The sequence below is a fragment of the Sphingobium sp. B11D3D genome, assembly GCF_025961755.1.
GTDB lineage: Bacteria > Pseudomonadota > Alphaproteobacteria > Sphingomonadales > Sphingomonadaceae > Sphingobium.
On the sequence record NZ_JAOQOG010000001.1, the window covers coordinates 2,601,507 to 2,628,302 of the forward strand.

22 protein-coding genes and 1 tRNA gene are annotated in these 26,796 nt (G+C 65.7%); 8 read left to right on the plus strand and 15 right to left on the minus strand.

Going from position 1 to position 26,796, the window contains the following annotated elements:
- Window positions 1–61 precede the first annotated feature (61 nt).
- The 9 genes from M2334_RS12335 to coxB form a co-directional block, all read right to left on the minus strand.
- Entirely contained in the window at window positions 62–2,200 is a 2,139-nt protein-coding gene (locus M2334_RS12335; protein ID WP_264605579.1) for a PQQ-dependent dehydrogenase, methanol/ethanol family, read from the minus strand.
- A gap of 5 nt (window positions 2,201–2,205) precedes the next feature.
- Window positions 2,206–3,012, minus strand: coding sequence for a nuclear transport factor 2 family protein (locus tag M2334_RS12340; protein ID WP_264584588.1), 807 nt, complete (start codon window positions 3,010–3,012; stop codon window positions 2,206–2,208).
- The gene (locus tag M2334_RS12345; RefSeq protein WP_264605580.1) at window positions 3,009–3,806 is read right to left on the minus strand and encodes a nuclear transport factor 2 family protein; all 798 of its coding nucleotides are present in this window, start codon (window positions 3,804–3,806) and stop codon (window positions 3,009–3,011) included. Before M2334_RS12345 ends, M2334_RS12340 begins: the two co-directional genes overlap by 4 nt.
- Window positions 3,803–4,525, minus strand: coding sequence for a nuclear transport factor 2 family protein (locus tag M2334_RS12350; protein WP_264605581.1), 723 nt, complete (start codon window positions 4,523–4,525; stop codon window positions 3,803–3,805). Before M2334_RS12350 ends, M2334_RS12345 begins: the two co-directional genes overlap by 4 nt.
- A complete protein-coding gene (locus M2334_RS12355) occupies window positions 4,522–6,324 on the minus strand; it encodes an SMP-30/gluconolactonase/LRE family protein (protein ID WP_264605582.1) in 1,803 nt (600 codons plus the stop codon). Before M2334_RS12355 ends, M2334_RS12350 begins: the two co-directional genes overlap by 4 nt.
- Window positions 6,321–7,358 (minus strand): hypothetical protein, encoded by a 1,038-nt coding sequence (locus M2334_RS12360; protein WP_264605583.1) that lies wholly within the window; start codon window positions 7,356–7,358, stop codon window positions 6,321–6,323. The genes M2334_RS12355 and M2334_RS12360 overlap by 4 nt, the downstream gene beginning before the upstream one ends.
- Window positions 7,359–7,584: 226 nt before the next feature.
- On the minus strand, window positions 7,585–7,902 hold the full coding sequence (locus M2334_RS12365) for a hypothetical protein (protein WP_264605584.1): 318 nt from the start codon (window positions 7,900–7,902) through the stop codon (window positions 7,585–7,587).
- Window positions 7,899–10,352, minus strand: a complete 2,454-nt coding sequence (ctaD, locus tag M2334_RS12370) for a cytochrome c oxidase subunit I (RefSeq protein ID WP_264594884.1) — start codon at window positions 10,350–10,352, stop codon at window positions 7,899–7,901. Before ctaD ends, M2334_RS12365 begins: the two co-directional genes overlap by 4 nt.
- Window positions 10,349–11,005 carry a cytochrome c oxidase subunit II gene (gene coxB, locus M2334_RS12375; RefSeq protein WP_264594885.1) on the minus strand — a complete coding sequence of 219 codons (657 nt, stop codon included), beginning with the start codon at window positions 11,003–11,005 and terminating at the stop codon, window positions 10,349–10,351. Before coxB ends, ctaD begins: the two co-directional genes overlap by 4 nt.
- 36 nt (window positions 11,006–11,041) lie before the next feature.
- Here coxB and M2334_RS12380 point away from each other — a divergent pair, with 36 nt between their 5' ends.
- On the plus strand, window positions 11,042–11,554 hold the full coding sequence (locus M2334_RS12380; protein ID WP_220128507.1) for a DUF2231 domain-containing protein: 513 nt from the start codon (window positions 11,042–11,044) through the stop codon (window positions 11,552–11,554).
- On the opposite strand, the gene M2334_RS12385 is transcribed toward M2334_RS12380, so the two are convergent.
- Together M2334_RS12385 and M2334_RS12390 are read right to left on the minus strand one after the other, a co-directional pair.
- The gene (locus M2334_RS12385; RefSeq protein ID WP_264574732.1) at window positions 11,524–12,033 is read right to left on the minus strand and encodes a CopD family protein; all 510 of its coding nucleotides are present in this window, start codon (window positions 12,031–12,033) and stop codon (window positions 11,524–11,526) included. The two genes, M2334_RS12380 and M2334_RS12385, sit on opposite strands and share 31 nt — an antisense overlap.
- Complete coding sequence (locus M2334_RS12390; RefSeq protein WP_264606084.1) at window positions 12,018–12,653, minus strand: cytochrome c oxidase assembly protein; 636 nt, start codon at window positions 12,651–12,653, stop codon at window positions 12,018–12,020. The genes M2334_RS12385 and M2334_RS12390 overlap by 16 nt, the downstream gene beginning before the upstream one ends.
- 278 nt (window positions 12,654–12,931) lie before the next feature.
- Between M2334_RS12390 and M2334_RS12395 the strand changes: the two genes are divergently transcribed.
- The 3 genes from M2334_RS12395 (at window position 12,932) to M2334_RS12405 (ending at window position 14,534) form a co-directional block, all read left to right on the plus strand.
- A complete protein-coding gene (locus M2334_RS12395) occupies window positions 12,932–13,270 on the plus strand; it encodes a hypothetical protein (protein WP_264574731.1) in 339 nt (112 codons plus the stop codon).
- 191 nt (window positions 13,271–13,461) lie between these two features.
- Window positions 13,462–13,535 (plus strand) — tRNA-Gly (locus tag M2334_RS12400).
- Window positions 13,536–13,715: 180 nt separating this feature from the next.
- Complete coding sequence (locus M2334_RS12405; protein WP_264574730.1) at window positions 13,716–14,534, plus strand: hypothetical protein; 819 nt, start codon at window positions 13,716–13,718, stop codon at window positions 14,532–14,534.
- A 45-nt stretch (window positions 14,535–14,579) separates the two neighbouring features.
- On the opposite strand, the gene M2334_RS12410 is transcribed toward M2334_RS12405, so the two are convergent.
- Both M2334_RS12410 and M2334_RS12415 read right to left on the minus strand, forming a co-directional pair.
- Window positions 14,580–15,335 carry a competence/damage-inducible protein A gene (locus M2334_RS12410; RefSeq protein WP_264574729.1) on the minus strand — a complete coding sequence of 252 codons (756 nt, stop codon included), beginning with the start codon at window positions 15,333–15,335 and terminating at the stop codon, window positions 14,580–14,582.
- A gap of 65 nt (window positions 15,336–15,400) precedes the next feature.
- On the minus strand, window positions 15,401–15,913 hold the full coding sequence (locus M2334_RS12415) for a GFA family protein (RefSeq protein WP_264605585.1): 513 nt from the start codon (window positions 15,911–15,913) through the stop codon (window positions 15,401–15,403).
- 62 nt (window positions 15,914–15,975) lie between these two features.
- Here M2334_RS12415 and map point away from each other — a divergent pair, with 62 nt between their 5' ends.
- The 4 genes from map (at window position 15,976) to M2334_RS12435 (ending at window position 20,422) form a co-directional block, all read left to right on the plus strand.
- On the plus strand, window positions 15,976–16,800 hold the full coding sequence (gene map, locus M2334_RS12420; protein ID WP_264576285.1) for a type I methionyl aminopeptidase: 825 nt from the start codon (window positions 15,976–15,978) through the stop codon (window positions 16,798–16,800).
- A 259-nt stretch (window positions 16,801–17,059) separates the two neighbouring features.
- Complete coding sequence (locus M2334_RS12425; protein ID WP_181559032.1) at window positions 17,060–17,398, plus strand: P-II family nitrogen regulator; 339 nt, start codon at window positions 17,060–17,062, stop codon at window positions 17,396–17,398.
- A 62-nt stretch (window positions 17,399–17,460) separates the two neighbouring features.
- Window positions 17,461–18,873 carry a type I glutamate--ammonia ligase gene (gene glnA, locus M2334_RS12430; RefSeq protein ID WP_181559031.1) on the plus strand — a complete coding sequence of 471 codons (1,413 nt, stop codon included), beginning with the start codon at window positions 17,461–17,463 and terminating at the stop codon, window positions 18,871–18,873.
- Between the two features lie 175 nt (window positions 18,874–19,048).
- Complete coding sequence (locus M2334_RS12435; RefSeq protein ID WP_264605586.1) at window positions 19,049–20,422, plus strand: MATE family efflux transporter; 1,374 nt, start codon at window positions 19,049–19,051, stop codon at window positions 20,420–20,422.
- On the opposite strand, the gene M2334_RS12440 is transcribed toward M2334_RS12435, so the two are convergent.
- Both M2334_RS12440 and M2334_RS12445 read right to left on the minus strand, forming a co-directional pair.
- Window positions 20,416–24,615: a translocation/assembly module TamB domain-containing protein gene (locus M2334_RS12440; RefSeq protein ID WP_264605587.1), complete on the minus strand. Its 4,200-nt coding sequence runs from the start codon at window positions 24,613–24,615 to the stop codon at window positions 20,416–20,418. The two genes, M2334_RS12435 and M2334_RS12440, sit on opposite strands and share 7 nt — an antisense overlap.
- Window positions 24,615–26,687, minus strand: a complete 2,073-nt coding sequence (locus M2334_RS12445; protein WP_264605588.1) for an autotransporter assembly complex protein TamA — start codon at window positions 26,685–26,687, stop codon at window positions 24,615–24,617. Before M2334_RS12445 ends, M2334_RS12440 begins: the two co-directional genes overlap by 1 nt.
- Between the last annotated feature and the right edge of the window lie 109 nt (window positions 26,688–26,796).

Sequence of the window (26,796 nt, forward strand, 5' to 3'; positions counted from 1 at the left end):
AACGCAAACGCCGGGGCAAAACCCCGGCGTTGCTGTTTATGGCTGAGGGCGTTCGGGGCGCTTAGTGCGGCCCCTTCCCGTCCGACACGCCGCCCCAATCCTCATTGGCCCGCGCGATCAGATAGCCATGGATCGCCTCGGCATCCTCGGCCGAGATGAGGTCCGCAAAGCTCGCCATCCCCTTGTCGGCATAAAGACCCTTGAGAACGATGTCGTTGAACTTCGCGTGCGTCTCGCGCGTCATCATCCGCAGATCCTTGACGCCGCCGATGGCCTGCTGGCCGTGGCACACCGCGCAGGTCTCGGCGAAGAGCTGCGCCCCGCGTGCGACCTGCGCCTCGCTGGCGCGGAGCGGCGGCGGCTCCGGCGCTTTCGCGGCCGGCTGGAGCGCCGGCAACTGCGCCGTGCCGCCCAGCTTGAACACGATCAGCCGGGCCGGCGCACGTGGCATCTCGATGCCCTGCCCGCGCTCGACCATGGCGGCGCCCCCGCCCCAACCAGCGTTGACGGCGACATATTGCACGCCATCCAGCGTGTAGGTGATCGGCCCGGCCACCGGCGCGCTCTGCACCGGCATTTCCCAGAGCAGCTTGCCGTTGCGGGCATCGAAGGCCGCGAAGGTCTGGCGCGTCGTGCCCTCGAAAACGAGGTCGCTGCCCGTGACCATCACGCCGCCATTGCCGTGGCGCGGCAACGGAATCTTCCAGGCAGCCTTCTGCTTCACCGGATCCCAGGCCAGGAGATAGGCCTTGTCCATGGCCACGGCCCCTTTCATCAGCTCGCCACGCTTCTTCGCCGCCTCGCCGGTATATCCACCCCAGCCCGCATTGGAGCGGAACGGCTTGGGCTGGAAATCGGGATCGAGCGCCAGCACCATGCCGGATTCGTAGAGCGGGAAATAAGCCAGCTTGGTGCGCGGACTATAGGCCATGGGGAACCAGTTATGCGCGCCGCCCGGCCCCGGCTTCACCAGAAACGGATCCTGGCCATAATGCGCATCCGGGTTCATCTTCGGGCGGCCGGTCTTGGGATCGATGCCGAGCGTCCAGTTCGCCGGCGCAATCTGGCCGGCCGAGATGAACTCGCCCGTCGCGCGGTCCAGCACGTAGAAATAGCCGTTCTTGGGCGCCTGCATCAGCACCTTGCGGTCACGCCCGCCGATCTTCAGGTCCGCCGTGACGATGGATTGCGTGCAGGTGTAGTCCCAGTCCTCCTCGGGCACCATCTGGTAGTGCCAGGCATATTTGCCGGTCTCGACATTCACCGCGACGATGGAGCAGATGAAGAGGTTATCGCCTTTGCCATTGCTGCGATAATGCCAGGAGAGCGGCGACCCGTTGCCCGTGCCGATATAGACAAGCTTGAGCGCGGGATCATAGCCGATGCTGTCCCACGCATTTGCCCCGCCGCCGAGCTTCCAATAGTCGCCGGACCATGTCTTGCGGATCATCTCCATGACATTGTCGGACGCGGCGCCATCCGGTCCCTTGGCCGGATCGCCCGGGGTCAGGTAGAATTTCCAGGCTTCCTTGCCGGTATCGGCATCATAGGCCGCGACGAAGCCGCGAATGCCCATGTCGCCGCCGCTATTGCCGACGACCACCTTGCCGTCGAACACGCGCGGTGCGCCGGTGATGGTATAGGGCATGTCCTTCGGCGTGCTCTGCACCGACCAGACCGGCTTGCCGTCCGCCGCATTGAGCGCAATCACCCGCCCGTCCAGCGTCGCGATGATGACCTTGCCCTTCCACAGCGCCAGGCCCCGCGCTACCGGCTCGCAGCACGCATAGCGCCCGAACTCGCGCTGCACCTGCGGATCATAGGTCCACAGGCGCTTGCCGGTGCGGGCATCATAAGCAATCGTGATGTTCCAGGGCAGCGTGTTGTAGAGCACGCCATCGGCATAAAGCGGCGTCGCCTCGACACCCCGGAAGGTATCGAGATCGTCATACCAGGCGATGCCGAGCTGGCTTACATTCTGCGCATTGATCTGGTCGAGCGGACTGTAGCGCTGGGCGCTGTAAGTGCGCCCGTCATGCAGCCAGTCCGTGCCGTCGGTCGCCTGCGCCGCCATCCGCGCACTATCGACCTCGGCCCGGCCGCTGGCCTGCAACTGCGCCATGAACGCGATCATCAGCGCGCCCAGAACCAGCAGGGCTATGCCCACCGCACCGGCGGGCCGTCTCCACATCGCCATCATCGCGTTCAGTCCTTCGGCGGCTGGCCAATGGGCTGCGATCCATCGACCCAGCGACCGACCTTGAGCGAATCCATCTGCGCCTTCGTGCCCGGCGGGCGGTGATAGGCGCCGACTTCATCCCGATCCGGTGTGAACACCTTGCCGGAGACCGGATTGGGATAATGGAACGGCACGATGTAATAAGCAGGATAGGTCAGGTAGACGACCGAGGGCGGCAGATCTGGCGGCGGATCGAACTTGTCCGGCCAGGTATTGTTCATCGCCCATTTGCCCCAGCCTTCCCAGCTGGTGTACATGGTGAAGGGCCCGGTCAGGCGGCTGATCTTCCAGACGCCATTCTCCTTGCGATACTCATTCTCGTAGAGCGGCAGGCCCCAGCCGCCGTTGCTCATCACGAAGGCGCGCGCCCGCACCCAGCCGGTCTTGCCGTCGGCGGAGATGTCCGGGATCGGCTGGAACTGCATGTGGTTGGCGAGCGCACCCTTCTTGGTGCCGTCCGGCCCGAAGGCCTTCTGCATATATTCGAGTACCCGCGCCTTGCCGAGGAAGATGCCCTTGCCGCCAATCTCCAGCGTGGCATCCTCTGTGAACAGCTCGGACAGCGGATGCCACTGGCTCTTGTCCACGAAATAGCCGTAGCTGCGCTGCAGCTTCTCGATGGCGTTGAGGTCTTCCAGTCGGGTGATGCGCTCATCCAGCGCGGCGAGGCGTTCGGCGGTCGTCTTGGGGGCGGTTTGCGCCGAGGCCTGCGCCACAGGAAGCAGGGCGGACGCGGCGATCAGGGCCGCGACGATGCGGGTCCGGTTCATCATGGTTGCCTCATTCCCTTTGCTGCGCTGCTCTCTTCGCGCTTGCCGCTCTCCATGCCGCGATCCGGGCGGCCTACGATGTCATCGCCCTCCATCGGCAGCGCCTTGAGCGACTGGCCGGTGACGGGATGATCGTAGCTGAACGCCGGGAGATAAGCGTTCGGGAAGGAGCGGTAGACCTCCGTCGGCGGCTTGTCCGGTGGGAACAAGGCGCTCGGCCCGTCCATCTGGATCGCATATTTGGCGAAGCCGAGATCATAATCGGTCATGGCAGTGACGTAGAAGTGCAGCGTGTCGAACTTCCACACCCCGCCTTCCTTCACATATTTATTCTCGTAGATGCCAACGCCCCAACGGCCGTTCTCACCGGGCCGGGCGAGCATCACCATGCCCTGCCAGCGCCCAGTCGCTGTGCGGCCATCCGGCGCCACCACCACAATGGGCTGCAGCATCATGTGATTGTTGAGGCTGCCTGCGCTCAGGCCCTGCGGCCCAAAGAGCAGCATCGCCTGCCGGATGCGCGCCGGGCCAATATAGACCCCGCGCTGCCCATATTCGAACTGCCCGCGCGCGGTGAACAGGTCCGCCGCCTGGTTCCACAGGCCCTTGTCGAAATAATAGCCGAAGGTCGCGGTGAGGTTCTCGACGGCGAGCTGGTCCTCCAGCGCTTGCACCCGCTTCTGATAGGCGGCGACCTTGCCCCGCAGCGCCGCGTCGCTCTGGGCGGCGGCGGGCGCAGGTGCCGTGATGACAAGGCCAGCAATCAGCGCGGCCATGATGCTGTTGCGGGCGCTCATTGCACGGTCTCCGACACGGGCTGGCCAGTTACGGGATTGGGCGCGTGGAACGGCGGAAGCGTGCGATCCGGGAAGGCCCGCGGGCTGGTCGACGGGCGATCCGGCGGCATGGCCTTGCTGGCCGCGCTGCGCACCAGCCCCTCACCGGGCTTGAGCCGCGCCCAGCCCTTTTCATAAGGCGCCACGAAGTTGATGTAGAGGTGCAGCCGCGCGATCTTCCACACGCCGCCTTCCTTCACATAATCATTCTCGTAAATGCCGTCGCGCCACTCGGCGTGCTGCTTGTGCTGGCCGAGCATTCCGAGGTCCCGCCAGCGCGCCTTGGCGCTGCGGCCATCGGGCGCGACATCCACGACCGGCTGGAGCGTCACCCACTCATTGAGCTGGCCGTAGATCAGCCCGTCTTGCCCGCCATGCAGGGCCTTCAGATAATCGCGGATGCGGTCCTTGCCGATGTAGACGCCATCGGCGCCGATCTCGATGCTGCCCTTGTCCGCAAACAGGTCGGCGGCGTCCTGCCACAAGCCCCGGTCGAGATAATAACCGAAGGCGCGCTGCAGCTTCATCACCGCGCGGGCGCCCTCCAGTTTCTCGACGCGCGTGGTGAGCGTGTCGATCTCCCGGTCGATGCCCGTCTGCATCTGCGCCTGCACCGGCCCGGCCGCGATGAGCAGCGCCCCCAGTGCCAGCCCCAGTCTCAGCGATGCCGCACGCCTCATCGCAGCTCTCCCATCGGCACGGCCCGCAAAGCGAAGGCGCCTGGGTCCTGCCCCTTGAGAGCGGGATCGAAGAGGAAGCGGCCCTTGCTCTCCACCGCATAGGCAAAGCCACCGAAGTGGGTGACGCCGGGCACGCCGTCCATGCCATCCTTGAGCAGTTTCACGGTCACATCATCTCCTTCGATGGTGAGCAGGCTGATCCGCCCTGCCGGCCCTTCGGCCTGCAGGAAGCGGTTGCCCCCGACGGGCCGCAGGCCATCCGGGCCGTTGAGCGGCTGCGAGACATTGAGCTTCGTCAGGCCGGCAAAGCTGCCATCCGCTCGCAGATTGACCCGCAGCATTATGTTCTGCCGGACATTGTTGACGTAGAGCGTGCCATCCTCGCTGAAGGCGATGCCATCGACACCGCCGAGCAGGGCCTTATCCTCGACCAGCAGCGACACCGCCTCTGCACCCGGTGCAAGCGTGAAGATGCGCCCATTGGTGGTCTCGGCGATATAGGCCGTGCCATCCTTGGCGAGCGCGATGTCGTTGCAGGCGCTGGCCGGCGCAGGCATCTCGTAGCGCTTCTTGAGATCGCCCGATGCGAGGTCGAAGGCGACGAGCGCGGACACCGCGCCCACCTGCCCCATCGGCACCGAGCAGGCCCACAGCGTGTTGGTCCGCTCGTCGACGAGCACGCCCAGCACCGCTGCCAGCTTGTTCTTCTCGTCCGGGCGGATCCAGGCGATGGCCTGCGTGCTGCCCGGCACAGCGCGGTAGATATTGCCCTTGAAGCTGCTGATGTAGAAATTGCCCTTGGAATCGACGTCGGCATTCTCGGGGAACACGCCCTTGTCCGCGACGATGATGTCCTTCGGCAGCGGCCTCGCAAACGGCGCGGGCATGAGATAGGGCACTTCGTTGGAGATCGTCTCGATCCGCGCGATGCGGCCATTGGCGATCTTGAAGATGCTTACGAAACCCACGGTGCGCGCATAATGCGCCTCGGCCGGGTAGCTCTGGCCGTCCCGCCCGGTGAACTGCATCTGCGCCCCGGAGAGGTCGCGATAGCCGATCGCAGCGACCAGCCCGCGTGCCTCATCGATGGCCACGACTTCATGGCGCAGCGCCTCGACCTCGCCGAACAGGCCGCGCGTCAAAGGCGCCGCACAGCCGGCATCCTTCGCACTTTTAGCGACCAGCAGCCCCGTCACCGGCACGCCATTCTCGATGGTCGTGCAGCCCTTGTCGAAGCTGACCGCCGCGCCTTCGCCATTGGCGGCAGCAGCGGCGAAATAGGCATCGACCAGCGCCGTCATCTGACCGCGCGGCAGGCGTGCCTTCGGGCTGAGGCTGGCGGCCAGGCTCTTGGCCGGCGCGTAGGTAACCGGATCACCGAAGGGCTGGCGCCCCTGCTTGCGCCGGATGACGGATTGCACGGCGGCAATCCTGCCGCCCTCCGTCGCCATGTCCATGGCGTAGAAGCCGGGCTGGCCATGATCCTCGACAGAGCCGAACCAGACCACGCGGCCCGTCTGGCTGTCCGTCACCACCAGCGGCGCATCACCGACCGCCTTGATCGTGACCCAGGAGCTTTCGCCGATGCGGACCGGCACGCTGTTCTCGGCGTAGAGCACCGGATCGGCCCATGCCACGCCGACCGGATCGGCCTTGGCCATCGCGCTCATAAAGCTGCCCGCGAGCTGGCTGAGGCAGGCGGAGTCGCAAGGCGCAGAAGATTGTGCCGTGGTCTGGGCCATGGCCGGCGCGGTGACGAGCGCGCAGAGCGCGGCTGCGGTGAGAAACGCGCGCCTCATTCGCCCTGCTCCCCATGCTCGCGGCCGGTCGCCCAGGGATTGTGCATGAAATAGGGCACATAGGTGAACACGGCCTCGATCTCCTGAATCGCGCCGTCTCTCACGCGGAAGGCTTCCAAGAGCGTGATCGAGTTCGGCCATTTGAGCGCGGTCTTCATCTCGCGCCCGTCGGTCAGCTTGTAGCGGTCCACCTCATTGTCATGATCGAAGAAGCCGGAGGCAATGACGACGCCGCGCTCCTCGTCGACGAGAGGGAAGCGCCGCTCGCGGATGCGCTTGTTGATGTAGTAAATGCCGAGCTTGAACTGTTCGAGGCAGCCCGAGGCCAGCGAGGCCGCATTGCCGTTCGCGCCGGGCTCGGCGGAAACGCCCTTTCCCGGTGCGGTCGTGCTGATGCCGTTCTCCAGCCGCCCGCAATCCGCCGTGAACGGCGCGAACACCGTGCCGTCATTACGCTCGACCGTGTTGAAGTAGCTCTGCGCCACCGCAATCAGCCGCGCCCGCGAGACGCGCTGATCGGGCGGCAGAACTTCGTTGAAGGCAGGGTGATGCGCGACCTTGTCCGGATCGCCAAAGGGCGCCGGCAGACCCGTGCGGCGATGTACGACCGTCTCGATCTGGTCGATCTTGTCATTCTGCACGCGCATCCGCATCGCATAATATGCCGGCTCGCCATGCTCCCATACGACGCCGAACCAGGCGACCTGCCCAGTGAGCGGATCGGCGGCTTCGAGGCCCGTCGGCGCGACCTTGCTGATCGAGCGCCACAGACCCTTGCCGATCGGGATGACGACATTGTTCTCGGTAAACTGCACGTCTGCCGCGAGCTTGAGGGACGAGGGGTCCTTCTTCGCCAGCGCCGCCATGTAGTCGCGCGCATAGCCGATCAGACAGTCGCGATTGCAGGTCGGAATATTGACGGCGCTCCGCTCGCCAAAGGCCTGCGCCATGGCTGGTGTCGCCGTCGTTGCCAGAAGCGCGGCGCCTGCCGCGACCATCAGCCGCGTGTGCCAGCGGTGAACCCTGTTGCTCACAAATTTCCCCTCCTGTCGCCTTCCGCCCAGCGATGCCTGCACTGATCGCTTGTTACGGAGCGGGGCCACCATAAGGGGCGTTTCGCGCGCTTGTCACGCGCCGAAGGTTGGAAAAGCCGCGGATTTCCAGATCAGCCCGGCGAATGTCCGGCTCGATCAAGGTCGCTCTGAGGGGCCAGCGTCGAGAGCGCGTCCGGCGGCCGCCTTCTCCCGTGAGGGCGAGCCCTCAGGTGCAGATGGTTGCGGTGAGGACCGGTATGCCGGTATACAAGATGCTGACCAGACCGGTGACGGCGCTGGCAAAGGCGAGCCAGGCCAGCAGGTCCATACGACTGGAGCGGGGCCGAAAGACCCAGCATAGCCATGCCGCCGCGCCGACCGAAACCAGGTAGATGACGACCAGCACCACCCGCGCGGCGCTCACGCTGGCGAGGCCGGCATCGTCCCAGCCCCAGGCGCAGGAGAGGCCCTGCACGGCATATAACAGCGCGAAGGCCATCGCCCAGGCGATCAACCCTGCCATCGCTCGGAACAACGCGGTCATGCCAGCAGTCCGGAAAGATGGGTGCACATGAGCGTGATGGCGCAGACGGCAATGGCATAATCCGCCCAGAGCCGCGCGATCCTGGGCTCGGCGCCATGGGTGGCGGCCACATATCCTCCCCGACGCCGTTGCCAGACGAACAGGCCGATCAGCAGAGCGAGTGCCGCGTGGAGTATGGCATAGCCGAGCAGCACGGCCACCACCGCCCCATAAGCATGCAGCGTGGGTGCGGGAGACAGCAGCCAGGCGGTCACGATCAACGCAGCCAGCAACGTCGCCAGCCCACCCCCGGCAATGGCAACATGGCGCAGGCGGCGGCCGAACAGCGCGGCCACCCCCGCCCCCACGATCCCCGCCAGCAAAATCGGGAGGGAAGGCAGGACGAGCGCCGGCGGGGGCCAGTTCGGGGCGATGATCCAGAGAAAGGCATGGCCGAACAGAAGCGCGCCGAAGAAGGTGCCGTTGGCGAACAGCAGGAACACGCTGCCCCACCAGCCGGGCGATCCGCCTATCTCGGCATGGGGCGGCGCCTCGACCCCATGTCCGATGGGCAGCGTGCCGCGAACCTGCTTGTCGCCAAGGAGCCACGCCCAGCGCCAGCCAAGCGCCGCCAGCAGGATGAGCGGCACCGGCGCCAAGATGTAGAGCTTGAACAGCATCAGCAGGAAGAAGCTGCCGGTGACCATCGCCGTCCACAAAGGCAGCGTCGTGTTGCCCGGCAGGACGACGATGTGCTCCACCCGCCCGCTTGCCGTGTCGACGGCCAGCGTCTCGCGCCAGCCATGGCGCGGCTCGGCGAGATAGCCCTCCCCGCGCGCCAGCGAAAGCGCAAGGTCGGGCGCCTTTTCGAGCGGCTCGCGGTCATCGACATGGGGCAGGCTCGCGATGTTGTAGGATGGCGGCGGCAGCATCATCGCCCATTCCAGCGTGCCCGCATTCCACGGGTTGCGGCGGGTGCGCGGCGCGTGGAAAATCTGCAGCGCAATGTCGATGACGAACAGGGCCACGCCGGTCGCCATCACAAAGCCGCCGACCGACGAGAGCAGATTATAGCCCGTCCAGCCGAGCCCCTCGGGATAGCTGTCGATGCGGCGGGGCTGGCCGAGCAGGCCGACCAGATGCATCAGGAAAAAGGTCAGGTGAAAGCCAGTGAAGATCAGCCAGAAGGCCGCCTTGCCGAGCGTGTAGCTATACTGCCGCCCCGTAAAATGCCCGAGCCAGTAATAGGCCGCCGCCAGCATCGGGAAGACGAAACCGCCGAACAGCACATAATGGAGATGCGCGGTGACGAAGGCGCTGTCATGCGCCTGCCAGTTGAACGGGACCATGGCGACCATCACGCCGGTCAACCCGCCCATCACGAAGGTGACAAAGAAGCCGATCAGGTACAGCATCGGTAGCTTCATTTGCGGCCGGCCGGCCCATAGCGTGCCCAGCCAGGCAAAGATCTGCACCCCGGTCGGCACCGCCACCAGCGTCGAGGCGGCGGAGAAGAAAGCCAGCGCCATATGCGGGATGCCGACGGTGAACATGTGGTGGACCCACAGCCCGAAACTCAGGAAGCCGAGCGCGAGGATCGCCGCCACGATCCAGCCATATCCAAGGATGCGGGTCCGCGCCATGACCGGCAGGATGGTCGAGATCGCGCCGGCGGCCGGCAGGAAGATGATGTAGACCTCCGGGTGGCCGAACAGCCAGAAGAGGTGCTGCCACAGCAGGGAGTCCCCGCCCCGCGCCGCGTCGAAGAACGGCCAGCCGAACGCACGTTCCAGTTCGAGCAGGATGGAGCCGAGGATGAGCGGCGGGAAGCCGATCAGCATCATCAGCGCTGTCACCAGCATGTACCAGGCGAACAGCGGCATCCGATCCAACGACATGCCCGGCGCCCGCAATTTGAGGATCGAGACGACGATGTCGACCGCCGTCACCATCGCGGAAATCTCCACAAAGGTGATGCCGAGCAGCCAGAAATCGGAATTGATCCCCGGCGAATAGGGTTTGGACGACAGCGGCGTGTACATGAACCAGCCCGCATCGGGCGCGATGCCCAGCAGCATGGCCACGATCAGCATCGTGCCGCCGAACAGATAGCACCACCAGCCATAGGCGGTGATGCGCGGGAAGGCGAGATCGCGCGCGCCCAGCATCTTGGGGAGCATGTACATCGCGAACCCTTCGAACATCGGGATCGCGAACAGGAACATCATGATGCTGCCATGCATCGTGAACAGTTGGTTGTAGATATCTGGCCCGACAAAGGCGCTGCCCGGCGTCGCCAGCTGGGCGCGGATCAGCATCGCCAGCAGGCCGCCGATCAGGAAGAAGATGAAGGCGGTTACCATCAACCGCACGCCGATCACGCTGTGATTGACCGTCGAGATGGTGCCACGCCAGCCGCGCGGCGTTCCCCAGATGCGCTCTAGGGCACGATGAAGCTGGAGCGCCTTCACTGCCCCTCCCCCGCCACAAAGCGCGCCCAACCCGCTGGGTCATGCGCGACGACGCGGAAGGCGTGACCCGTGTGCCCCGGGCCGCAAAACTCGGCGCACAGGCCATGATAAACGCCCGGCACGTTGGCCTCGATGCGCAGGACATTGCGATGGCCGGGAATGGCGTCCATCTTGCCCGCGAGGCGCGGCACCCAGAAAGCGTGAATGACGTCGAGCGTCCGCAGTTCGACATCAACCGGCTGGCCGGCGGGAATGTTGAGCACATCCTGCGTGACGACATCGCCGGTGCGGCCGGGCTGCGTGAAGGTCCACTGCCACCGGCTCGCTTCGGCGATGACGCGCAGGGTCTGCGCATCGTTGCGCGGCAGCAGCCGCTCGCCAATGACCAGACCATAAGCCAGCAGCGCGACGAGAACGACGGACGGGAAGATGAGCCCGCCGCCGATGATCCACCGCTTGGCCGAGGTCGGGCGCTCCAGTGAGCCGCGTCGAAAGGCGAGCGCGAGCAGCGCGCAGACCAGCACAAGGATCGCCACCGCCCCGGCCAGCATGACCCACCACAAGGATGCGATAGCATCCGCCGCCGGCCCTGCGGGCTCTAGCGTCGAGTAGCGGCCGGCACAGCCGCTGGAGAAAAACGCCGCGCCGGGCATTATGACCCGAGAGCGCAGACAGCGTAAAGGACGGCCATGCCCAGCACCGAACAGCGCGAAGATGCGCTGACCGACCCAATCAGCGCGAACCCCTCCTTCGATGACGCCGAATCGAAAATCGCGGTCTCTGGGCACCCCGTTCACGCCATGCTCGTCTCGTTCCCGATCGGCCTCGCGGCCTGCGCGCTGGGCGCCGATCTCTTCTATTGGTGGACCGGAGACGGCTTCTGGGCGCGCGCGGCGCTGTGGAGCACCGGCATGGCCTTTCTGATGGGCCTGCTCGCCGGCCTTTCCGGAACCGTCGAGCTGCTTAGCGTGCCGGGTATTCGCGCTCGTGCGGCAAGCTGGACGCACTTCATCGTCGCGATCACCCTGCTGTCCGTCCTCGGCGCCAATTGGGGCTATCGGCTGTCCGGCTATGAATCCGCCGTGCTCCCTTACGGCCTGCTGCTCTCCGTGCTGTCGGCCATTTTCGTGGCCTTTGCCGGATGGCATGGCGGCAAGCTGGTGTTTGACTATCAAATCGGCACCTCGTCGACCGGCAATTGACGGCCGCGCGGCGTCGTCAGCCAGTCCGGCATGGTCAAGTCGATGGAGGGCTTGCTTAGTACGATCGCAAAGATCGCCGCGCACAGAAGGAGGGCGAGCAGCACGAGCGGCAGGATCGGCGAGGGCTGACGCTGATTGCCATGCTCGCCCATCCGCACGACGAGATTGCCGATCCAAGCGTGCAGCCCGACCAGCAGCCCCACGAACAGCAGCTTGCCGAACATCCAGGGCACGAACACTTCGCGCAGAAACAACAGCGCGGTGCCGGCCGCAACCGCGATCACCGCAGCGGGGGTCAGCAAATGAGTATAGCCATAATGGGTGAAGCGGCGGATGCGCTGATACGCCTGCTGACCCTGCCCGCGCTCATGCTGCGCCAACAGCAGCGGCAAGGCGATCAGGCCGGCAGCCCACAACAGGATCGCGGCGATGTGCAATCCCTTGATGAGCGGAATCCACGCTGTCACGCGGGCGTCCACCGCCAGCCGTCGCTCCAAGCGCGCCGCGCGATCAATCCGGCGATCACGGCATAAGGCAGCATCGCCGGAACCCACATGATCAGACCGGCAAGCTGCTGATCGTGCAAGGGATCGATCCCATAGGCCAGGGGCGCGATGCGGTGATGGGGATAGAGCACGCGCGGTGCGAAGGTGATCAGCGCGCCCAGCAGGCCCATCTGCCCGACCCCGGCGGCAAGCGTGACCATCGCGGCAGGCCACGCCGCGCGCGCCGAGAATATCGCGCGCCAGAACCAGATGGCGGTGCCGAGCAGGGAAATCTGCATCAGCCAGTACAGACCATGATGATTGAGCGCCGCCGTGTAGAAAGCGGGGATGTGCCAAAGCCAGAGCGTGCCCGTGGATACGGCGAAGGGCAGCGCCGCGCTGCCGGAGCGCCCGCGCGGCAGAAGAAGCGCAAAGACCGGCGCCGCGCAGGCGACCAGCAGAATGTGGTGCACGGTTCTCGCGGAGAACAATGCGCTTGCGAGCGCACAGAGCGGCGACACGAAGGCGACCAGCATGATGCCGCAACCGGCGGCGACCAGTCCGGGCCGCTGTCGCCCGACGGTCGCGAGCAGCAGGATCGTCCCGCCCAGCATGGCGGCCAACAACCAGGGATCGAAGTTCCAGCTAAGGAGCAGCAGGCTCGGGTCCGGTGGTGCGCCACAATAAGGGATATTCGTGACGATTATACTTCCCCGAAAAGGTCCCAGGAGGAGTTGAGCAGCATCCCCGCCGCCACATGCCAGACCAATTGAACCAACGCCGCCAATCCGTGAGGGTTCCCGCCCGCTGGAGCTGGCAGCACACTTGCGAGAAAAGCTTCCCAGGCTAACACTGGCGGCGTCACCCGGTACATCTGCATCTCGGAGGATTTATGGACATTTCTGAAGCCGGCGGTCGCACCATTGCGGCCGACATCGAAACCGCCTTCAACAGTACGGACCTGGCCCTGCTCGATCTGGCGCGGCTGACGACAAGTATCCTCGAAACCAAACGTACCACGGTGATTGAGCCGGCGCGCTTTCAAAAGCTGTTGGATGATATGTCTGCCGCTCTATCAAATCTCGTCGAGGGACGTCGCAAGATGGTCGCGGTGCACAGAGCGCTCGTCTTGATCAAACGGGAAAGCAACTTGGCTGAGGTCGACTTCGGATGTTTCGGTATTGCTAACAGAGCAGCCGGCAAGCAGCCGGTCGATTCTCAGCGAAGTTGATACCGTTCAAGCCCGACCTTTCGCGACTGCAACTTGGCTGCTCATGCGTTTCACGAGCCGCAGTGTCAGGCGCCGACCCGCGTCGTTCGCAAATTGACGCTGTGATGAGCCTATGCCATAGGCGTCGCCGCCGCCGCGGTTGCCAAAACGATGCAACAGGGACGGCCTGATCAGCGCGAAACGCCTGATTAGCGGGTGTAGCTCAATGGTAGAGCAGCAGCTTCCCAAGCTGACGACGGGGGTTCGATTCCCCTCACCCGCTCCAATTTCCAGAAATTCCTACCAGCATTAAGCCGCCGAACCGGTTGAATTTTCCCGCTCGCACGGTGCATTTGAGGGTGGCCGCTCCACTGCGCTTGATCCACGCAGCGGAGGTCGGCAGATTCAGCGCGTGATGGCCGCTTCCTGACTGATGCGGCCCATTCGTCGGCTCAGGAGACAAAGAATGCGATCAGCGCTGGCAGCCCTCGTCATGATGATCGGCGCGATGTTTCTCTCGAGCGCAGCGACTGCCCAGCCGGCGCAGGCCTCCTCCGGGGGCGAGCCGTCTTCCGCTGCCTGCGTGAAAGACTCGAACGTCGACAGTTGCTGGCAGGCTGGCGTCGCGGCGGAACGGCGGGGCGATGCACGCGCCGCCCTCGCCGCCTATGAAGCATCCTGCGACGCGGGTTTTCAAGTGGGCGGCTGCTATGAGGCCGGGAAGATCTATTTTCTGAACAGCACGCTGCGGGACTATGGCGCCGCGAAGGAGAAAATGGCGCGCGTCTGCGATTCATCCGACATCGGGATCGGCCCCTATGCCTGCAAATATCTGGGGATCATCTACCGCAGGGGCCTCGCCGGCCAACCACAGTTGGACAGGGCCTTCAACATCCTGTCCCGCGCCTGCTTCCTCCACAATGACAGCCCGTTCATCGACGGAAATGGCTGCGAAATCCTCGCGGATGACATTCCAGACGCTGATGCGTTGGGCGTCTCTGACGATGTGTGGGCGCCGGACTATATCGCTTATCTGGCCTTCGCGATGGGCTGCACCGACGACATGCCAGCACTCTGCACCCGCGCGCTGACGATCCATGACCGCGCCGTCGCCACATCGGCCGGTTGGCTCGCGCGCTGCGCCGAGGATGCCGGGGCAGTGCAGTTCTCGGGGCGATGCGGGGATCTCGCGCGCGCCGCTACCGTCGACAATTTCGACCAGCGGCAGGCGCTTCGCCGGCGCCTCGTGCGGATGTTCGTTCGCGCGACGGAATATGCGGGATAGAGCACGCCCCCGCATCACCGCCAGGCGCGGGCCGCCCTCTGTGCGTCAGATACCGCCGTCGACCGGCTGAAAACCCGCCGCGACCAGCGCCGCGTTGAGATCGTCCACGCAGGCATCGAGCCGCGCCTGATCGGTGGCGCGGACTACGAAATTGGCCCCGACCTTGCCTTCGCGGAAGAAGGGATAGCTGCCGATCTGGCACCCCTCGTGCTGCCGCTCGATCTGGGCGAGCTGATCGGCAATCTCGCTTTCGGCCACATTGCAGCCAATGGTGCGCGAGAGCAGCGGCGCGCCGCCCTCGAGCTTGCCCGTCAGTTCCGCGAGCATGCCTGCCGTGATGTGCGGCACACCGGCCATGATGAAGATGTTGCCGACCTGAATGCCCGGGGCGCCGGAATAATGATTCGGGATCAGCGCGGCGCCCTCCGGCACGCGCGCCATGCGCAACCGCGCCTCGTTGATGCCGCCCCGCGAGGCGTAATAGGCTTCCAGGATTGCACGCGCTTCGGGATGGACGACCACGGGCACGCCCAAGGCAGCCGCGATGGAATCGACCGTGATATCGTCATGCGTCGGGCCGATGCCGCCGGTTGTGAAGAGATAATCGTTGCGGGCGCGCAGAATATTCACCGCCTCGCCAATCGCCGCCGCATCATCGCCCACCACGCGCACTTCCCGCAGGCGGATGCCCTGCACGTTCAGCCAGGTGCCGATCTGCGCCACATTGCGGTCCTGCGTGCGACCAGAAAGAATCTCGTCGCCGATCACGAGAAGGGCGGCAGTCCAGATGCGTTCGCTCATGGCCTGGCTTTAGACCCGGCGCCGCATCGCGCCAAGCGAGACCGGAAAATTTCTGCCCGGCGCCGTCATCCGCCGCCAGCCGCGCGCTGGGCGATGAGCGCCTCAAGGCGCGATAAACGGTCGGGCGGGAGGAGCTCGGCCGGGCTGTAGGTGGCCTCAAAGCACGGGATATCCTCGGGGAGCGCCGTCCATGGCATTTTGCTGGCGGTGAAGATCACCGCGTCCAGCTTCACCCGCGCGGGGTCGTCCAGCGTGCCGACCCGCACCCCCGCGCCGAGCCTGCCCAGTCGGGGATAATAGCTCCAGAGCGCCGTCCCGCATGCCGTGCAGCGGCAGATGATATGGTCGCCGCCACTGCCCGCCTTTACGACATGCTCGCTGAGCGTTCCGCTCAAGAGGTCCACGCTTTCGGCCTCCACGAACATGTTGACGACCGACGTCGACCCCGTCTGCACCTGGCAGCGCCGGCAGTGGCAGTTGTTCACGAAGATCGGCGCGCGCGAAACGCGATAGCGCGCCGCGCCGCACGCGCAGCCTCCGCTGAGGTCCCCTCCGGCTATTTGCGTAGCGTCCTGCATTGCGTCCCCCATCCCGTGGCAAGCCTATCGCCTTTCCGCACGCCTCCCCCTATATGGAGCGGATGACGACCTATCTCACGCCGACCGCCGAAACCCAGAACGTCCGCACCTCCGCCATCAAGCTGCATGGCCCGGAGGGCTTTGCCGGAATGCGCAAGGCGGGCCGGCTGGCCGCCGAGATTCTCGATGCGATCGTACCACTGGTCGTGCCGGGCGCGAAGACCTCCGACATCGATGATTTAATCCGCCAGATGATGCTGGATGCCGGCGCCGTGCCCGCGACACTGGGCTATCACGGCTATGCCTATAGCTGCTGCATCAGCCTCAATAATGTGATCTGCCACGGGATGCCGGGCGACAAGCCGCTCAAGGACGGCGACATCGTCAACATCGACGTTACCCCGTTGGTGGAGGGCTGGCATGGCGACACCAGCCGCATGTACCTGGTCGGCGATGTACCGGTGAAGGCGCGGCGCCTGGTCGACGTGACTTATGACTGCCTGATGCTGGGCATCGAGCAGGCCAAGCCGGGCAATCATCTCGGCGACATCGGTCATGCAATCCAGAGCTATGCCGAACGGCATCGCTACGGCGTGGTGAGGGATTTCTGCGGCCACGGCCTCGGCCGGGTGTTCCATGACGCGCCCGAGGTGATCCATGTCGGACGGCCCGGCACCGGCCCCGAATTGCGGCCGGGCATGATCTTCACCATCGAGCCGATGATCAATGCCGGCAAGCCGACCGTGAAGATGCTCGAGGATGGCTGGACGGCGGTCACGCGCGACCGATCGCTCTCGGCGCAGTTCGAGCATTCGATCGGCATTACCGAGGATGGCTGCGAGATTTTCACGCTCAGCCCCAAGGGTTTGCACCGCCCGCCTTATTGACGCTGGCCGCTATCCGGAGCTCGTGTTTCGACAGGCGCAGATCGGTGCCTATTATTTGGGCAACTGCTGTCCAAAATGCCCGAAATCCGGGCAATATCGACAAGTCACCGCAAAGTGTCCAATGCTTCGCTGGTGATTCGCGAACGGGCGCTGTAGCGTCCGATTTCCTGCGCGGTCGCGCATGTCGCCTGGGTCGAAATCGTCCGGGCAGCATGTCGCGGTCCGCAATCAAACCGCGAAACAAAGGGGTGCGTTTGACATGAAGAAGGTGGAAGCAATCATCAAGCCGTTCAAGCTGGATGATGTGAAGGAAGCGCTGCACGAAGTCGGCGTATCCGGAATCACCGTCACGGAGGCGAAGGGCTTCGGGCGACAGAAGGGTCACACCGAGCTTTATCGCGGCGCCGAATATGTCGTGGACTTCCTGCCGAAGGTGAAGCTCGAAGTGGTGGTGGCGGACGAGATCGTCGATCGCGTGGTCGATGCCATCTCCAGCGCCGCACAGACGGGCCGCATCGGCGACGGCAAGATCTTCGTCATCCCCGTCGAAAAGGCCGTGCGCATCCGCACCGGCGAGCTCGACGAAGCTGCCATCTGACCGTTTCCGTTCGCTGACCGAAGACCCGCAACAACTCAGACCAAAGAGAAGGTAACATCCTCATGGCCAATACGCCCAAAGACATCCTCAAGATGATCGAGGAAAAGGAGATCGAATGGGTCGATCTGCGCTTTACCGATCCCAAGGGCAAGTGGCAGCACCTGACCATGTGCGCCGGTGTGCTGGGCGAGGACGAGCTTGAGGAAGGCCTCATGTTCGACGGCAGCTCCATCGAGGGCTGGAAGGCGATCAACGAGTCCGACATGATCCTGAAGCCCGATCTGGACGCGGTCTATGTCGATCCGTTCAGCGCGACGCCGATGATGATCCTGTTCTGCAACATCGTCGAGCCCTCGAGCGGCGAACTCTACGGTCGTGACCCGCGCTCGACCGCCGTGCGCGCCGAGGCCTATGTGAAGGCCGCCGGTTTCGGCGACACTGTGTATGTCGGCCCGGAAGCCGAGTTCTTCATGTTCGACGACGTCCGCTTCAACACGGACTACAACGAGTCCTTCTACAAGATCGACGACATCGAGCTGCCGACCAACACCGGCCGCGAATATGAGGCCGGCAACCTCGGCCACCGTCCGCGCGCCAAGGGCGGCTACTTCCCGGTCGCTCCGGTCGATCCCTGCACGGACATCCGCGCCGAGATGGTCACGACCATGCTCGAAATGGGTCTGCCCTGCGACAAGCACCACCATGAGGTGGCCGCTGCGCAGCACGAGCTGGGCCTCACCTTCGGCACGCTCGTCACCACCGCTGACCGCATGCAGATCTACAAGTATGTCGTGATGATGGTCGCCCAGGCCTATGGCAAGAGCGCCACGTTCATGCCCAAGCCGATCGCGCAGGACAACGGCTCGGGCATGCACACCCACATCTCGATCTGGGACAAGGGCAATCCGCTGTTCGCTGGTAACGGCTATGCCGGCCTGTCCGACATGTGCCTCTACTTCATCGGCGGCGTCATCAAGCACGCCAAGGCGCTTAACGCCTTCACCAACCCGACGACCAACAGCTACAAGCGTCTGGTCCCCGGCTTCGAGGCGCCCGTGCTTCTGGCCTATTCGGCTCGCAACCGCTCGGCCTCCTGCCGTATTCCTTACGGTTCGGGTGCCAAGGCGAAGCGCGTCGAGTTCCGCTTCCCCGACGCGATGGCCAACCCCTATCTGTGCTACGCCGCGCTGCTGATGGCCGGCCTCGACGGCATCGAGAACAAGATCCACCCCGGCGAGGCAATGGACAAGAACCTCTACGACCTGCCGCCCGAAGAGCTGAGCCAGGTTCCCACGGTTTGCGCCTCGCTGCGTGAAGCGCTGAACAGCCTGGAAGCCGACCACGACTTCCTGCTCAAGGGCGACGTGTTCTCCAAGGACCAGATCGACGCCTATATCGAGCTGAAGTGGCCGGAAGTGTACCGCTGGGAAATGGCGCCCAGCCCGGTCGAGTTCGACATGTACTACAGCTCCTGATCCTCAGGACTAAGCTAACGGAAGGCCCGGGATCGAAAGGTCCCGGGCCTTTTATTGTGGGTGAATGCCAATGATCCGCGCCGCCGCCACGCACAGGGCGCGCCAATCATCCTCGCTTGTCATCCGCAGGGCCGCTCTCTACCCCTGAGCGAAGCTGGGGGAGGATCGCGCGACAATGGGCGGCAGAAGCGTCTCGATGACGGAAGGGCGGCTGCTCACGGTGCTGCTGCGCGTGGCCTGGCCGATCACCGTCACCAATCTCGCGCAGGCCAGCTTCGATATCGTCAACGCCTTCTGGGTTGGCCGGCTCGGCGAGGCCGCGATTGCCGCTGTGACCGCCAGCGGGCCGCTGTTCTTCGTGCTGATCGGCCTGGGTTCCGGCCTGTCGACTGCCGGCGCGGTGCTCATCGCGCAGAATATGGGCGCGCGGCGCATGGAAGCGCTCGATCATGTCGCGGCGCAGACCCTGCTGATGGTCGGCATCGTCGCGCTGGCCTTCACACTCGCGGGCGCCTTCTCGGCCTCGGCCGTGCTCACCCTCATTGGCGTGGAGCCGGCAATCCATGCGCGGGCGACCGATTATCTGCACATCCGCTTCATCGGCATGGTGCCGATGTTCGGCTTCATGGCCATGCAGGCGATGTTGCAAGCCGCCGGCGAGGTGCGCTTTGCGATGCGCGTGCAGATCGGCAGCGTCATCGCCAATGCACTGATCGATCCGCTGCTGATCTTCGGCATCGGGCCGTTTCCCGCCCTGGGCATTGCCGGGGCTGCGCTGGCGACGGTGATCGTGCAGATCGGCGCGCTGCTGGTACTGCTCCATCACATGCTCTCAGGGCGATCCGCCCTGCATGTGCGGGCCCGGCATTTCCGCGCGGACTGGTCGCATATCCGCCTGGCGCTGGGGCTTGGCCTGCCTGCTTCCATCGAGCAGGCGATCCGCACCTTCAGCTCGGTGCTGCTCATGGCGCTGGCCGCCAGCTTCGGCACGCTCGGCCTTGCTGCTTATGGCGTGGGGACGCGGCCGCTGTTCTTCTGGTTTACGCCCATGCTCGGCCTCTCCATCGCCACCGCAGCCGTGGTCGGCCAGAATGTCGGCGCCGGCCTCACCGAGCGCGCGGAACAGGCTGCGCGCCTTTCTGCCTGGCTCGGCTTTGGCGGGATGACGCTCATCGGCTTGTTTAATCTGCCATTCGTGCCGGCGATCATGGCCGCGCTGGCGCCGGGCGAGCCGGATGTGATCGCCCTCGCCTCGACCTTCGCCTATGTCTACTTCCCCTTTCTGGGCGTGCTCACCGTGCCGCAAGCGTTACTCGGGGCATTCCGGGGCGCGGGCAGCCCGAGCCACTCGATGGTCATCTCGATCATCATGCAATGGGGGTTCCAGATGCCGGCGGCCTATCTGATTGCTTATGCCACCCACTGGGGCATCGCAGGCGTATGGTGGAGTTATCCGATCGCCAATGTCGCGGCGGCCTTGCTCTGCCTCTACTGGTTCCGCCACGGCAGCTGGCGCCGCCGATTGACGCCGCCCGCCCCGGCTCAATAATCCTTGGAAATCCGCGCCGCCGCGCTCTGCCGGCCGATGGTCGACACGGTGGAGATCAAGGCCAGCCAGCGGGTGATCTGATATTCGATGCTGGTGGCGCTATAGCCCTGCCCGTCCGTAATCAGCTCGACATAGAGATGCTCGCCGATATTCTTGCCGGCCGCGATCGAGGTTTGCCGTCCCGTGGTGGTATCGGCCGCCAGCACGCGCAGCCGCGAGAGGCCGGTCGCGCGGCGGACGGCGTTGATCGGGTCAAGACCGCCACCCCCGCCCTGGAATGCCGCCACGGCCGAGGCAAGCTGCAGCGCCTCAGGCGCCGAGAGGTTGGCGATCGAGGTTCCGAACAGCAGGCGGGAGAGCAGTTCATCCTGCGCCATCGCCGGAATGCTGGAGAAGGCGATGATCGGCCGCATACTCGTGCCGGTCACGTTGATCGTTGCGCTCAAATCCTGCACGTCCGCCACCGCGCGGATATCGAGGCGCGGATTGACGGGGGTGCTACCGGTGAAGGTCAGGCGGCCCTCCTGCAGATCGAACCGGCGCCCCGCGAAATCATAGGTGCCGCGCGTCAGCGTCGCCACGCCGGAGAAGGCCGGCGCGGTCGCCAGCCCGCCGATCTTGAGATCGGCCGACCATTCGCTCTGCATCCCCAGCCCTTCGACGATGAGGCCGCGCGGCGCCTTGGCGGTGATGTCGAGCCGCCAGGGCGCATCCGCCCGCGCCCGCTCCACCTGATCGCCCGAGCGGTTGATCTCGACCAGACGCAGGCGCGGAATTTCCGTCGACGAACTGGCGCGCCCGAGCGTAAACCGGCTGGAGACGGCCTCCAGATTGCCCGAGATCGTGCCCCCGCTGCCGGAGGAGACGATGCGTACGGGGCCGGTCACTGTCGCGCCGACATCGTCGCGGTCCATCAGCACTGCGCGATCTGCCTGCAGCGCGATATCCATGCCGATGCCGCGCTCGGCAGAGAGATCGAACACCGCCGTACCGGTAACCTTGCCGCTGCCGGCCCGGCCCTGAAGGTCTGGAATCGACAGTTGCGATCCGTTGAACCGACCGCTCGCCTGCACATCGCGGATCACCATGCCGGTCACCGGGCTGGTGATGCGGCCATTGCGCGTGGAGAGCGTCCCTTCAATGCGCGGGTCCGACAAGGTGCCGCCGGCACTGGCGGACAGGCGCAGATCGCCGCCCAGCGAAACGATCTCGACATTGGTGAGCCGCCAGAGCGTGTCGGCATCGCCGGCATAGCGGAACTGGGCCTGCAAGGGCGACCGGAACAGACGCTGGCTCAGCGACCCGCTGCCAAGCGGTGTCACCAGCGCCTGCGCGCGACCGACCACCTTCCCGCCACGCGCCACCACGGCACGGGCTGCCAGTCGGCGCGTATCCAGCTCGGCATTGAGGCCCATATCGATCGGCGCTGAGCTGAGCGCCAGGCCAGAGCGAGTGAGGCCTTTCACGCGCAAATTGAGCTTGCCGGTCGGCGGCCCGTCGACCGGCGCGACATAGTGCGCCGTGCCGTCCATGGTGCCACCCAATCCCAGGTCGTCATTGGCCAGATCGAGCAGCAGCAGCGGCACCGCCTGCATTGTGGCATTCAACTCCGTGCGCGTGGCGCCGAGGAAGCCGGACAGGCGCAGGGCGCCGCGCTGCATCCGCAGCGTCGCGGGCGCGAGGCGCCAGCCATCCCCTTCCCGGCTGAACACCGCCGTCCGGTCGAGCCGGATCGCCGATTCATCCAGTGAGCCATCCAGATCGATGCTGATCCGGTTCGGCGCGATGCCGGCGCGCGCCTGCAGATCGAAACTGCGCCCCGTCCGCGCGTTCATGGAGACGGTGGCCGTTCCCTCGCCATTGACCAGCTTGAGCGCACCGGCGAACCGCCCGATCCGCACGCCGCCGACGCGTACGCCGCGACCCTGCGCATTGGCGTTGATCGTCACCGCGCCAGGACGGAGCAGCGCTTCGCCCTCCAGCGAGCCACGATTGATGACGATGCCCGGCGAGCCTGTGAAGTTGGCCCCGCTCAGATCGACATCGAAGCCGATGCGCTGCACGCCATCGACCATGCCCAGCGTCACTGCGCCCTCGGCGGGACCGGAAAGCGACAGGGCGCCCTGCAAGCCGCCGTCCACCGGCACGAGATCGCCGCGCACCGTGACGCCGCTCACGCCCAGATCCGCCACCGAGATCGTCGCGGCGCCACCGCGCGGCAGCAGGATCGCGCCGGTCGCGGCGAAGGTGCCGAACATCGAGCCGCCCTCGACCGTCACGGCATAGCCCTGATCGTCCGGGGTCAGCAGCGCGTGGACATTGGCGAGGCCAACTGCCGGCAGCGGGCGCGCAAGGGTGATGTCGACCCGGGGGCGATCCGGCTTCCCAGCGAGCGCCAGTTGCAGGGGACCGTAATCGCGATGCTCGCCCTGCCCGCGCAGATCGAGCTGGCCAGCGCCGTCGATCCGCCCTTGGCCGACAAGGGTGAGCGCGGGCGCCACCAGCCGCAGATCGCGCAACGCGATGCCGCCGCCCGGCGCCAGCCCGACCTGACTGGTGATGATCGGCAGCCCCTCCCCAAGGCCAAGCAGGAAGCGATTGTCGAGCCGCCGCATCGTCGCGCGGGCCGTGCCGGAAAAGCTGCTCTGCCCTTGCGGCGGCCGGGCCAGCCGCAGCACGGCATCGAGATCGAGCCGACCCAGGCCGGCAATCTCCAGTCCATTCAGACCGCCGCGAAAACTCGCGAGATAGCTCCCAGAGCCGAGATTGCCTTGCCCCTCGATCTGCCCGCGAAAACCGCTGGCCCGCACGTCCGAGCGATCCATGCGCAGATCATCGCCATTCTTCAGCAGCACGCTCTGAATCACCAGATTGCGCAGCCGCTCATCCACGGCGCGCTGGCCGACAGTCAGTGCCTGCGCCGTCAGCCGGATGGGAAAGCGTCCGCGCGGGCCGTTCAGCCGGCCCTCGCCTTCCAGACGGATATTGCGAAGCGCCAACCCGCCCTGCCGCAGCTCGGCAGAGGTCAGCAGATACCCCACCTCCATCGCATCGAATGCGCCGGACAGCCGGGCGCGCAGATTGACGGACTGGCCGGCGACGCCCTTCGCCAACTGGCCGGGCCGCGCGACCACCGCCGAAACGCGCAGCTCATCGAACCGATTGCGGCCGAAATCCACACCGCCATTAGCCGTCAGCTTGGCGGCCGGCATCGCCAGTGAGGCGGTGCCCGAGAGCAGCCGGTTGTCGAACCGCACGTCCGTCTCGATCTGCGCCTGCTGGCTGCCCAGCGCGGTCAGCGGTTCGAGCGGGCCGAGCAACGCCAGCGGCCCCTTCGCCTGATAGCGGCCCTCAACTGCGGTCAGTGCGACGTTCGCGGTGAGGCGGTTGGCGGTCAGCGCCGTCAGCCGGCCCTTCCAGCGGCGCCAGTCGCCATCGCCATGGATGCGAAGCGAAACCGGTTGCTGGGCGTCCAGCGTACTCGCGATCACGCCGCCCTGTGGCCCGACGACAATCGCATCGAGATCGAACCGACGATCGTCCGGGCGACTGTCCAGCGCCACACGCAGCACATCGCCCGTGCGCGGCGCGGTCGCCAGCAGGTCGATGACCGCGCGACCGGAGCGCACGTCGGCATTGCCAATTGCGCGGACCACGTGCGCCTCGCCCAACACCGCCGGGCCGATGCCCAGCCTGTCCACCCGCAGGTCCGCCAGCCGAATGTCGAACCCCGGCAGCAGCGGCTGCTTGGGCGAGGTCGAGGGCTTGAGCGCGGGCCGGCGGGAAAGGTCGGCCGAATGGATGTGCAGCCGATCAAGATCGAGCCGGTTGGAGAGCCAGCCGAGCGGATACCAGCTCACATCGGCGCGATCGACCCTGGCGAACTGCCCTTGCGTATCGAAAAAGCGCACATCGCGCAGCACCATGTCGTTGAAGACGCGCCCCTCAATGGCGCCCACGGTGATGCGCAGGCCGGAGGTCGCCTCCCACTGCGCGATCTTGCGGATGATGAAGCGATGGCCGCCTTCGCTATCCAGCCAGCGCACCCCACCCCAGAGCGCCACCACCAGCGCTACGATGAGCAGAATGACCGAGAGGCTGAACCCCGAGCGCAGCAGCGAGCGCTTGCGGCGGGGCGGCGGCGGCGCCTGCTCCGACGCACCCTCCGGCAGGGGCTCGTCTTGCGCGGCCATCAGAATGCCTGCCCCAGCGACACATAGACGCCGATGCGCGAGTCGCCCGGTTGCGGATTCAGCGGGGTGCCGACATCGATCCGGATCGGCCCGAAGTTGCTGTAATACCGAAAGCCGAGGCCGGCACCGACGCGCATCTCGCGGATCGTGGGCAGGGGATCGGGCGAGATCGTCCCGGCATCTATGAACGGCACGATGCCGAACTGGTTGAGACTACCGAAGCGATAGCGCGCTTCCAGCGAGATTTCGCCAAGGCTGCGCCCGCCCACCGGATCGTTATTGAGGTCGCGCGGGCCGATGGCCTGATAGGCATAGCCGCGCACCGAGGCGCCGCCGCCGGCGTAGAAGCGCCGCGTCGGCGCAATGCGGTCGGCCGACGCGCCGACGATGGTGCCCAGACGCGCGCGCCCGGCGATGGTCAGTCGCTCGCCGACCGGAATATAGGTGCTGCCATCGATCTGCGCGCGGACATAGCCGAACGCGCCATCCTGCAAAGAGAGCTCGGGAGACAGGCGCCCGCCGAGGCGGAAACCCTTGCGCGGATCGAGCAGATCGTCGCTGCCATCATGAGTCAGGCTCGTCGGCAGGGCGAGAATGAGATAGCGGCGCCGCACCGGATCGGGCGACCCCTCATATAGGCGCCGCTCGTCGCTGACACGCAGCTCAAGGCCAGCGGACCAGGTCCATTCCTTCTGGAAAATCAGGTTGGTGTGCTTTTCCAGACTCGCGGCGATGCCTGCGGTCAGCGCGTCATAAGCCGGCTGATCGACATTGGCGATGCTGAGCTCGCCATTGAGAGCCTGATCGCGCTGCCACAGATTGTTGCGCCGGAAGATCGCGGACGCGCTCTGTTCCTGGGTACCGATCACGCCGCGCAGCGTCACCGCCCCTTCCGGCGGCACCAGATTGCGGTGCTGCCAGCGCACTTCCACGCGCGCGCCTTCGCCGGTGCCATAACCGATTTCCCCCGCGATCGTCCGTGGCGGCGCGCGGGTCATGTTCACGACGATGTCCACCGCCTCGCGGTCAGGCCGCGCTTCGGGCGTGATGGTGAGCTGGGAGACCAGCCCGGTCGCGACGATGGCCCGGTTGAGATCGGTCAGCTCGCTTTGCTTGAACGGGTCGCCGGGCGAGAAGCGGCTGATGACGGCCACGTGCCGCGCATCGAACGGCGCGCCCTCATTCACACGGATTGAGCCGAAGCGAAGGAAGTCGCCGGTATCGGCGTTGAGGCTGAGCAGGGCCTGACGCTGCTGGTGGTCGACAGTGAGCACCGGCTCGCGCACCTGCGCAAATGGATAGCCGCCCTCTTCGAGGCTGACGCGCAGCGCGCTTGTCGCGGCCAATATGGTGTCGGTGTCGGCCGGGTCTCCCACCTTCACGGGGAAAAGCGAGCGCAACGGCTTGCCGTCCGCCATCGTCCCGTCCAGCCCGAACACCTCCACCGCGCTCAGGGCGAAGCGCTGGCCGGGGACGGCCCGTAGCGCGACGCGGACATAGGGGTCACTTGCTCCACTGACGCCAAAGCGCGCACGGCTCCGGCCCTCATAATAGCCCCGGGTGCGCAGCAGATCTTCGAGCAGTTCCTCATCGGTCTGCGCCCGACGCCGGATCTGCGCGATGCTGGCACGGTCGCCTTCCCCCGTCCGCAGCGCCGATAGTGCATCGAACCGGCTGTAGAACATGGGATCGGCAGCATCATCCAGCCCTTCAAGATTGAGCTGATAACGCAGCGGCTGGGTGGGGTCGAGCGCAGCAAGGGCTGCCGCTTCGCCCGCCGTGCCGCCTAGGGGGTCCGGCTCAGTGCCGGCGGGAGCTTGCGTTGGAGGCGTTGCTGTCCCCTGCCCGCCCGCTAGCGCGGGCTCGGCCTCTCCTCTGGCGTCACTGTCCTCCACTGCCAGAGGTTCCCCCGGCTGATCGAGGTCCGGCCAGTCGAGGCCGATGTCGGGCATGTCCTCGAGATCGAGCGCGTCCTGCGCGGCGTCGGGCGCTGGGGTGGCTTGACCGGGCGACGTTTGCGCCAGCGCGCGGTCGCACGTCAGCGCGCCCTGCGCCGCCAGCAGGATCGCCATGAAAGTCCCACCTGCACGGGAACACCTGCCCAAACGCGATCGCCGCAGCATCAGGCCTGTCTATGAGCTTGTCGCAGGACTGCAAGCAGCATTCGCGCGTGACGTACCG

What these genes read in the sequence shown, in the direction of transcription:
- coxB (WP_264594885.1), bottom strand. Translation starts at nt 11,005, where the DNA reads ATGCCCGGCGCGGCGTTTTTCTCCAGCGGCTGTGCCGGCCGCTACTCG.
- M2334_RS12410 (WP_264574729.1), bottom strand. Translation starts at nt 15,335, where the DNA reads ATGAGCGAACGCATCTGGACTGCCGCCCTTCTCGTGATCGGCGACGAG.
- M2334_RS12425 (WP_181559032.1), top strand. Translation starts at nt 17,060, where the DNA reads ATGAAGAAGGTGGAAGCAATCATCAAGCCGTTCAAGCTGGATGATGTG.
- M2334_RS12340 (WP_264584588.1), bottom strand. Translation starts at nt 3,012, where the DNA reads ATGATGAACCGGACCCGCATCGTCGCGGCCCTGATCGCCGCGTCCGCC.
- M2334_RS12350 (WP_264605581.1), bottom strand. Translation starts at nt 4,525, where the DNA reads ATGAGGCGTGCGGCATCGCTGAGACTGGGGCTGGCACTGGGGGCGCTG.
- M2334_RS12335 (WP_264605579.1), bottom strand. Translation starts at nt 2,200, where the DNA reads ATGATGGCGATGTGGAGACGGCCCGCCGGTGCGGTGGGCATAGCCCTG.
- M2334_RS12345 (WP_264605580.1), bottom strand. Translation starts at nt 3,806, where the DNA reads ATGAGCGCCCGCAACAGCATCATGGCCGCGCTGATTGCTGGCCTTGTC.
- M2334_RS12365 (WP_264605584.1), bottom strand. Translation starts at nt 7,902, where the DNA reads ATGACCGCGTTGTTCCGAGCGATGGCAGGGTTGATCGCCTGGGCGATG.
- M2334_RS12405 (WP_264574730.1), top strand. Translation starts at nt 13,716, where the DNA reads ATGCGATCAGCGCTGGCAGCCCTCGTCATGATGATCGGCGCGATGTTT.
- M2334_RS12390 (WP_264606084.1), bottom strand. Translation starts at nt 12,653, where the DNA reads ATGCTGGGCGGGACGATCCTGCTGCTCGCGACCGTCGGGCGACAGCGG.
- M2334_RS12380 (WP_220128507.1), top strand. Translation starts at nt 11,042, where the DNA reads ATGCCCAGCACCGAACAGCGCGAAGATGCGCTGACCGACCCAATCAGC.
- M2334_RS12395 (WP_264574731.1), top strand. Translation starts at nt 12,932, where the DNA reads ATGGACATTTCTGAAGCCGGCGGTCGCACCATTGCGGCCGACATCGAA.
- M2334_RS12435 (WP_264605586.1), top strand. Translation starts at nt 19,049, where the DNA reads ATGGGCGGCAGAAGCGTCTCGATGACGGAAGGGCGGCTGCTCACGGTG.
- map (WP_264576285.1), top strand. Translation starts at nt 15,976, where the DNA reads ATGACGACCTATCTCACGCCGACCGCCGAAACCCAGAACGTCCGCACC.
- M2334_RS12355 (WP_264605582.1), bottom strand. Translation starts at nt 6,324, where the DNA reads ATGAGGCGCGCGTTTCTCACCGCAGCCGCGCTCTGCGCGCTCGTCACC.
- M2334_RS12440 (WP_264605587.1), bottom strand. Translation starts at nt 24,615, where the DNA reads ATGGCCGCGCAAGACGAGCCCCTGCCGGAGGGTGCGTCGGAGCAGGCG.
- glnA (WP_181559031.1), top strand. Translation starts at nt 17,461, where the DNA reads ATGGCCAATACGCCCAAAGACATCCTCAAGATGATCGAGGAAAAGGAG.
- M2334_RS12445 (WP_264605588.1), bottom strand. Translation starts at nt 26,687, where the DNA reads ATGGCGATCCTGCTGGCGGCGCAGGGCGCGCTGACGTGCGACCGCGCG.
- M2334_RS12415 (WP_264605585.1), bottom strand. Translation starts at nt 15,913, where the DNA reads ATGCAGGACGCTACGCAAATAGCCGGAGGGGACCTCAGCGGAGGCTGC.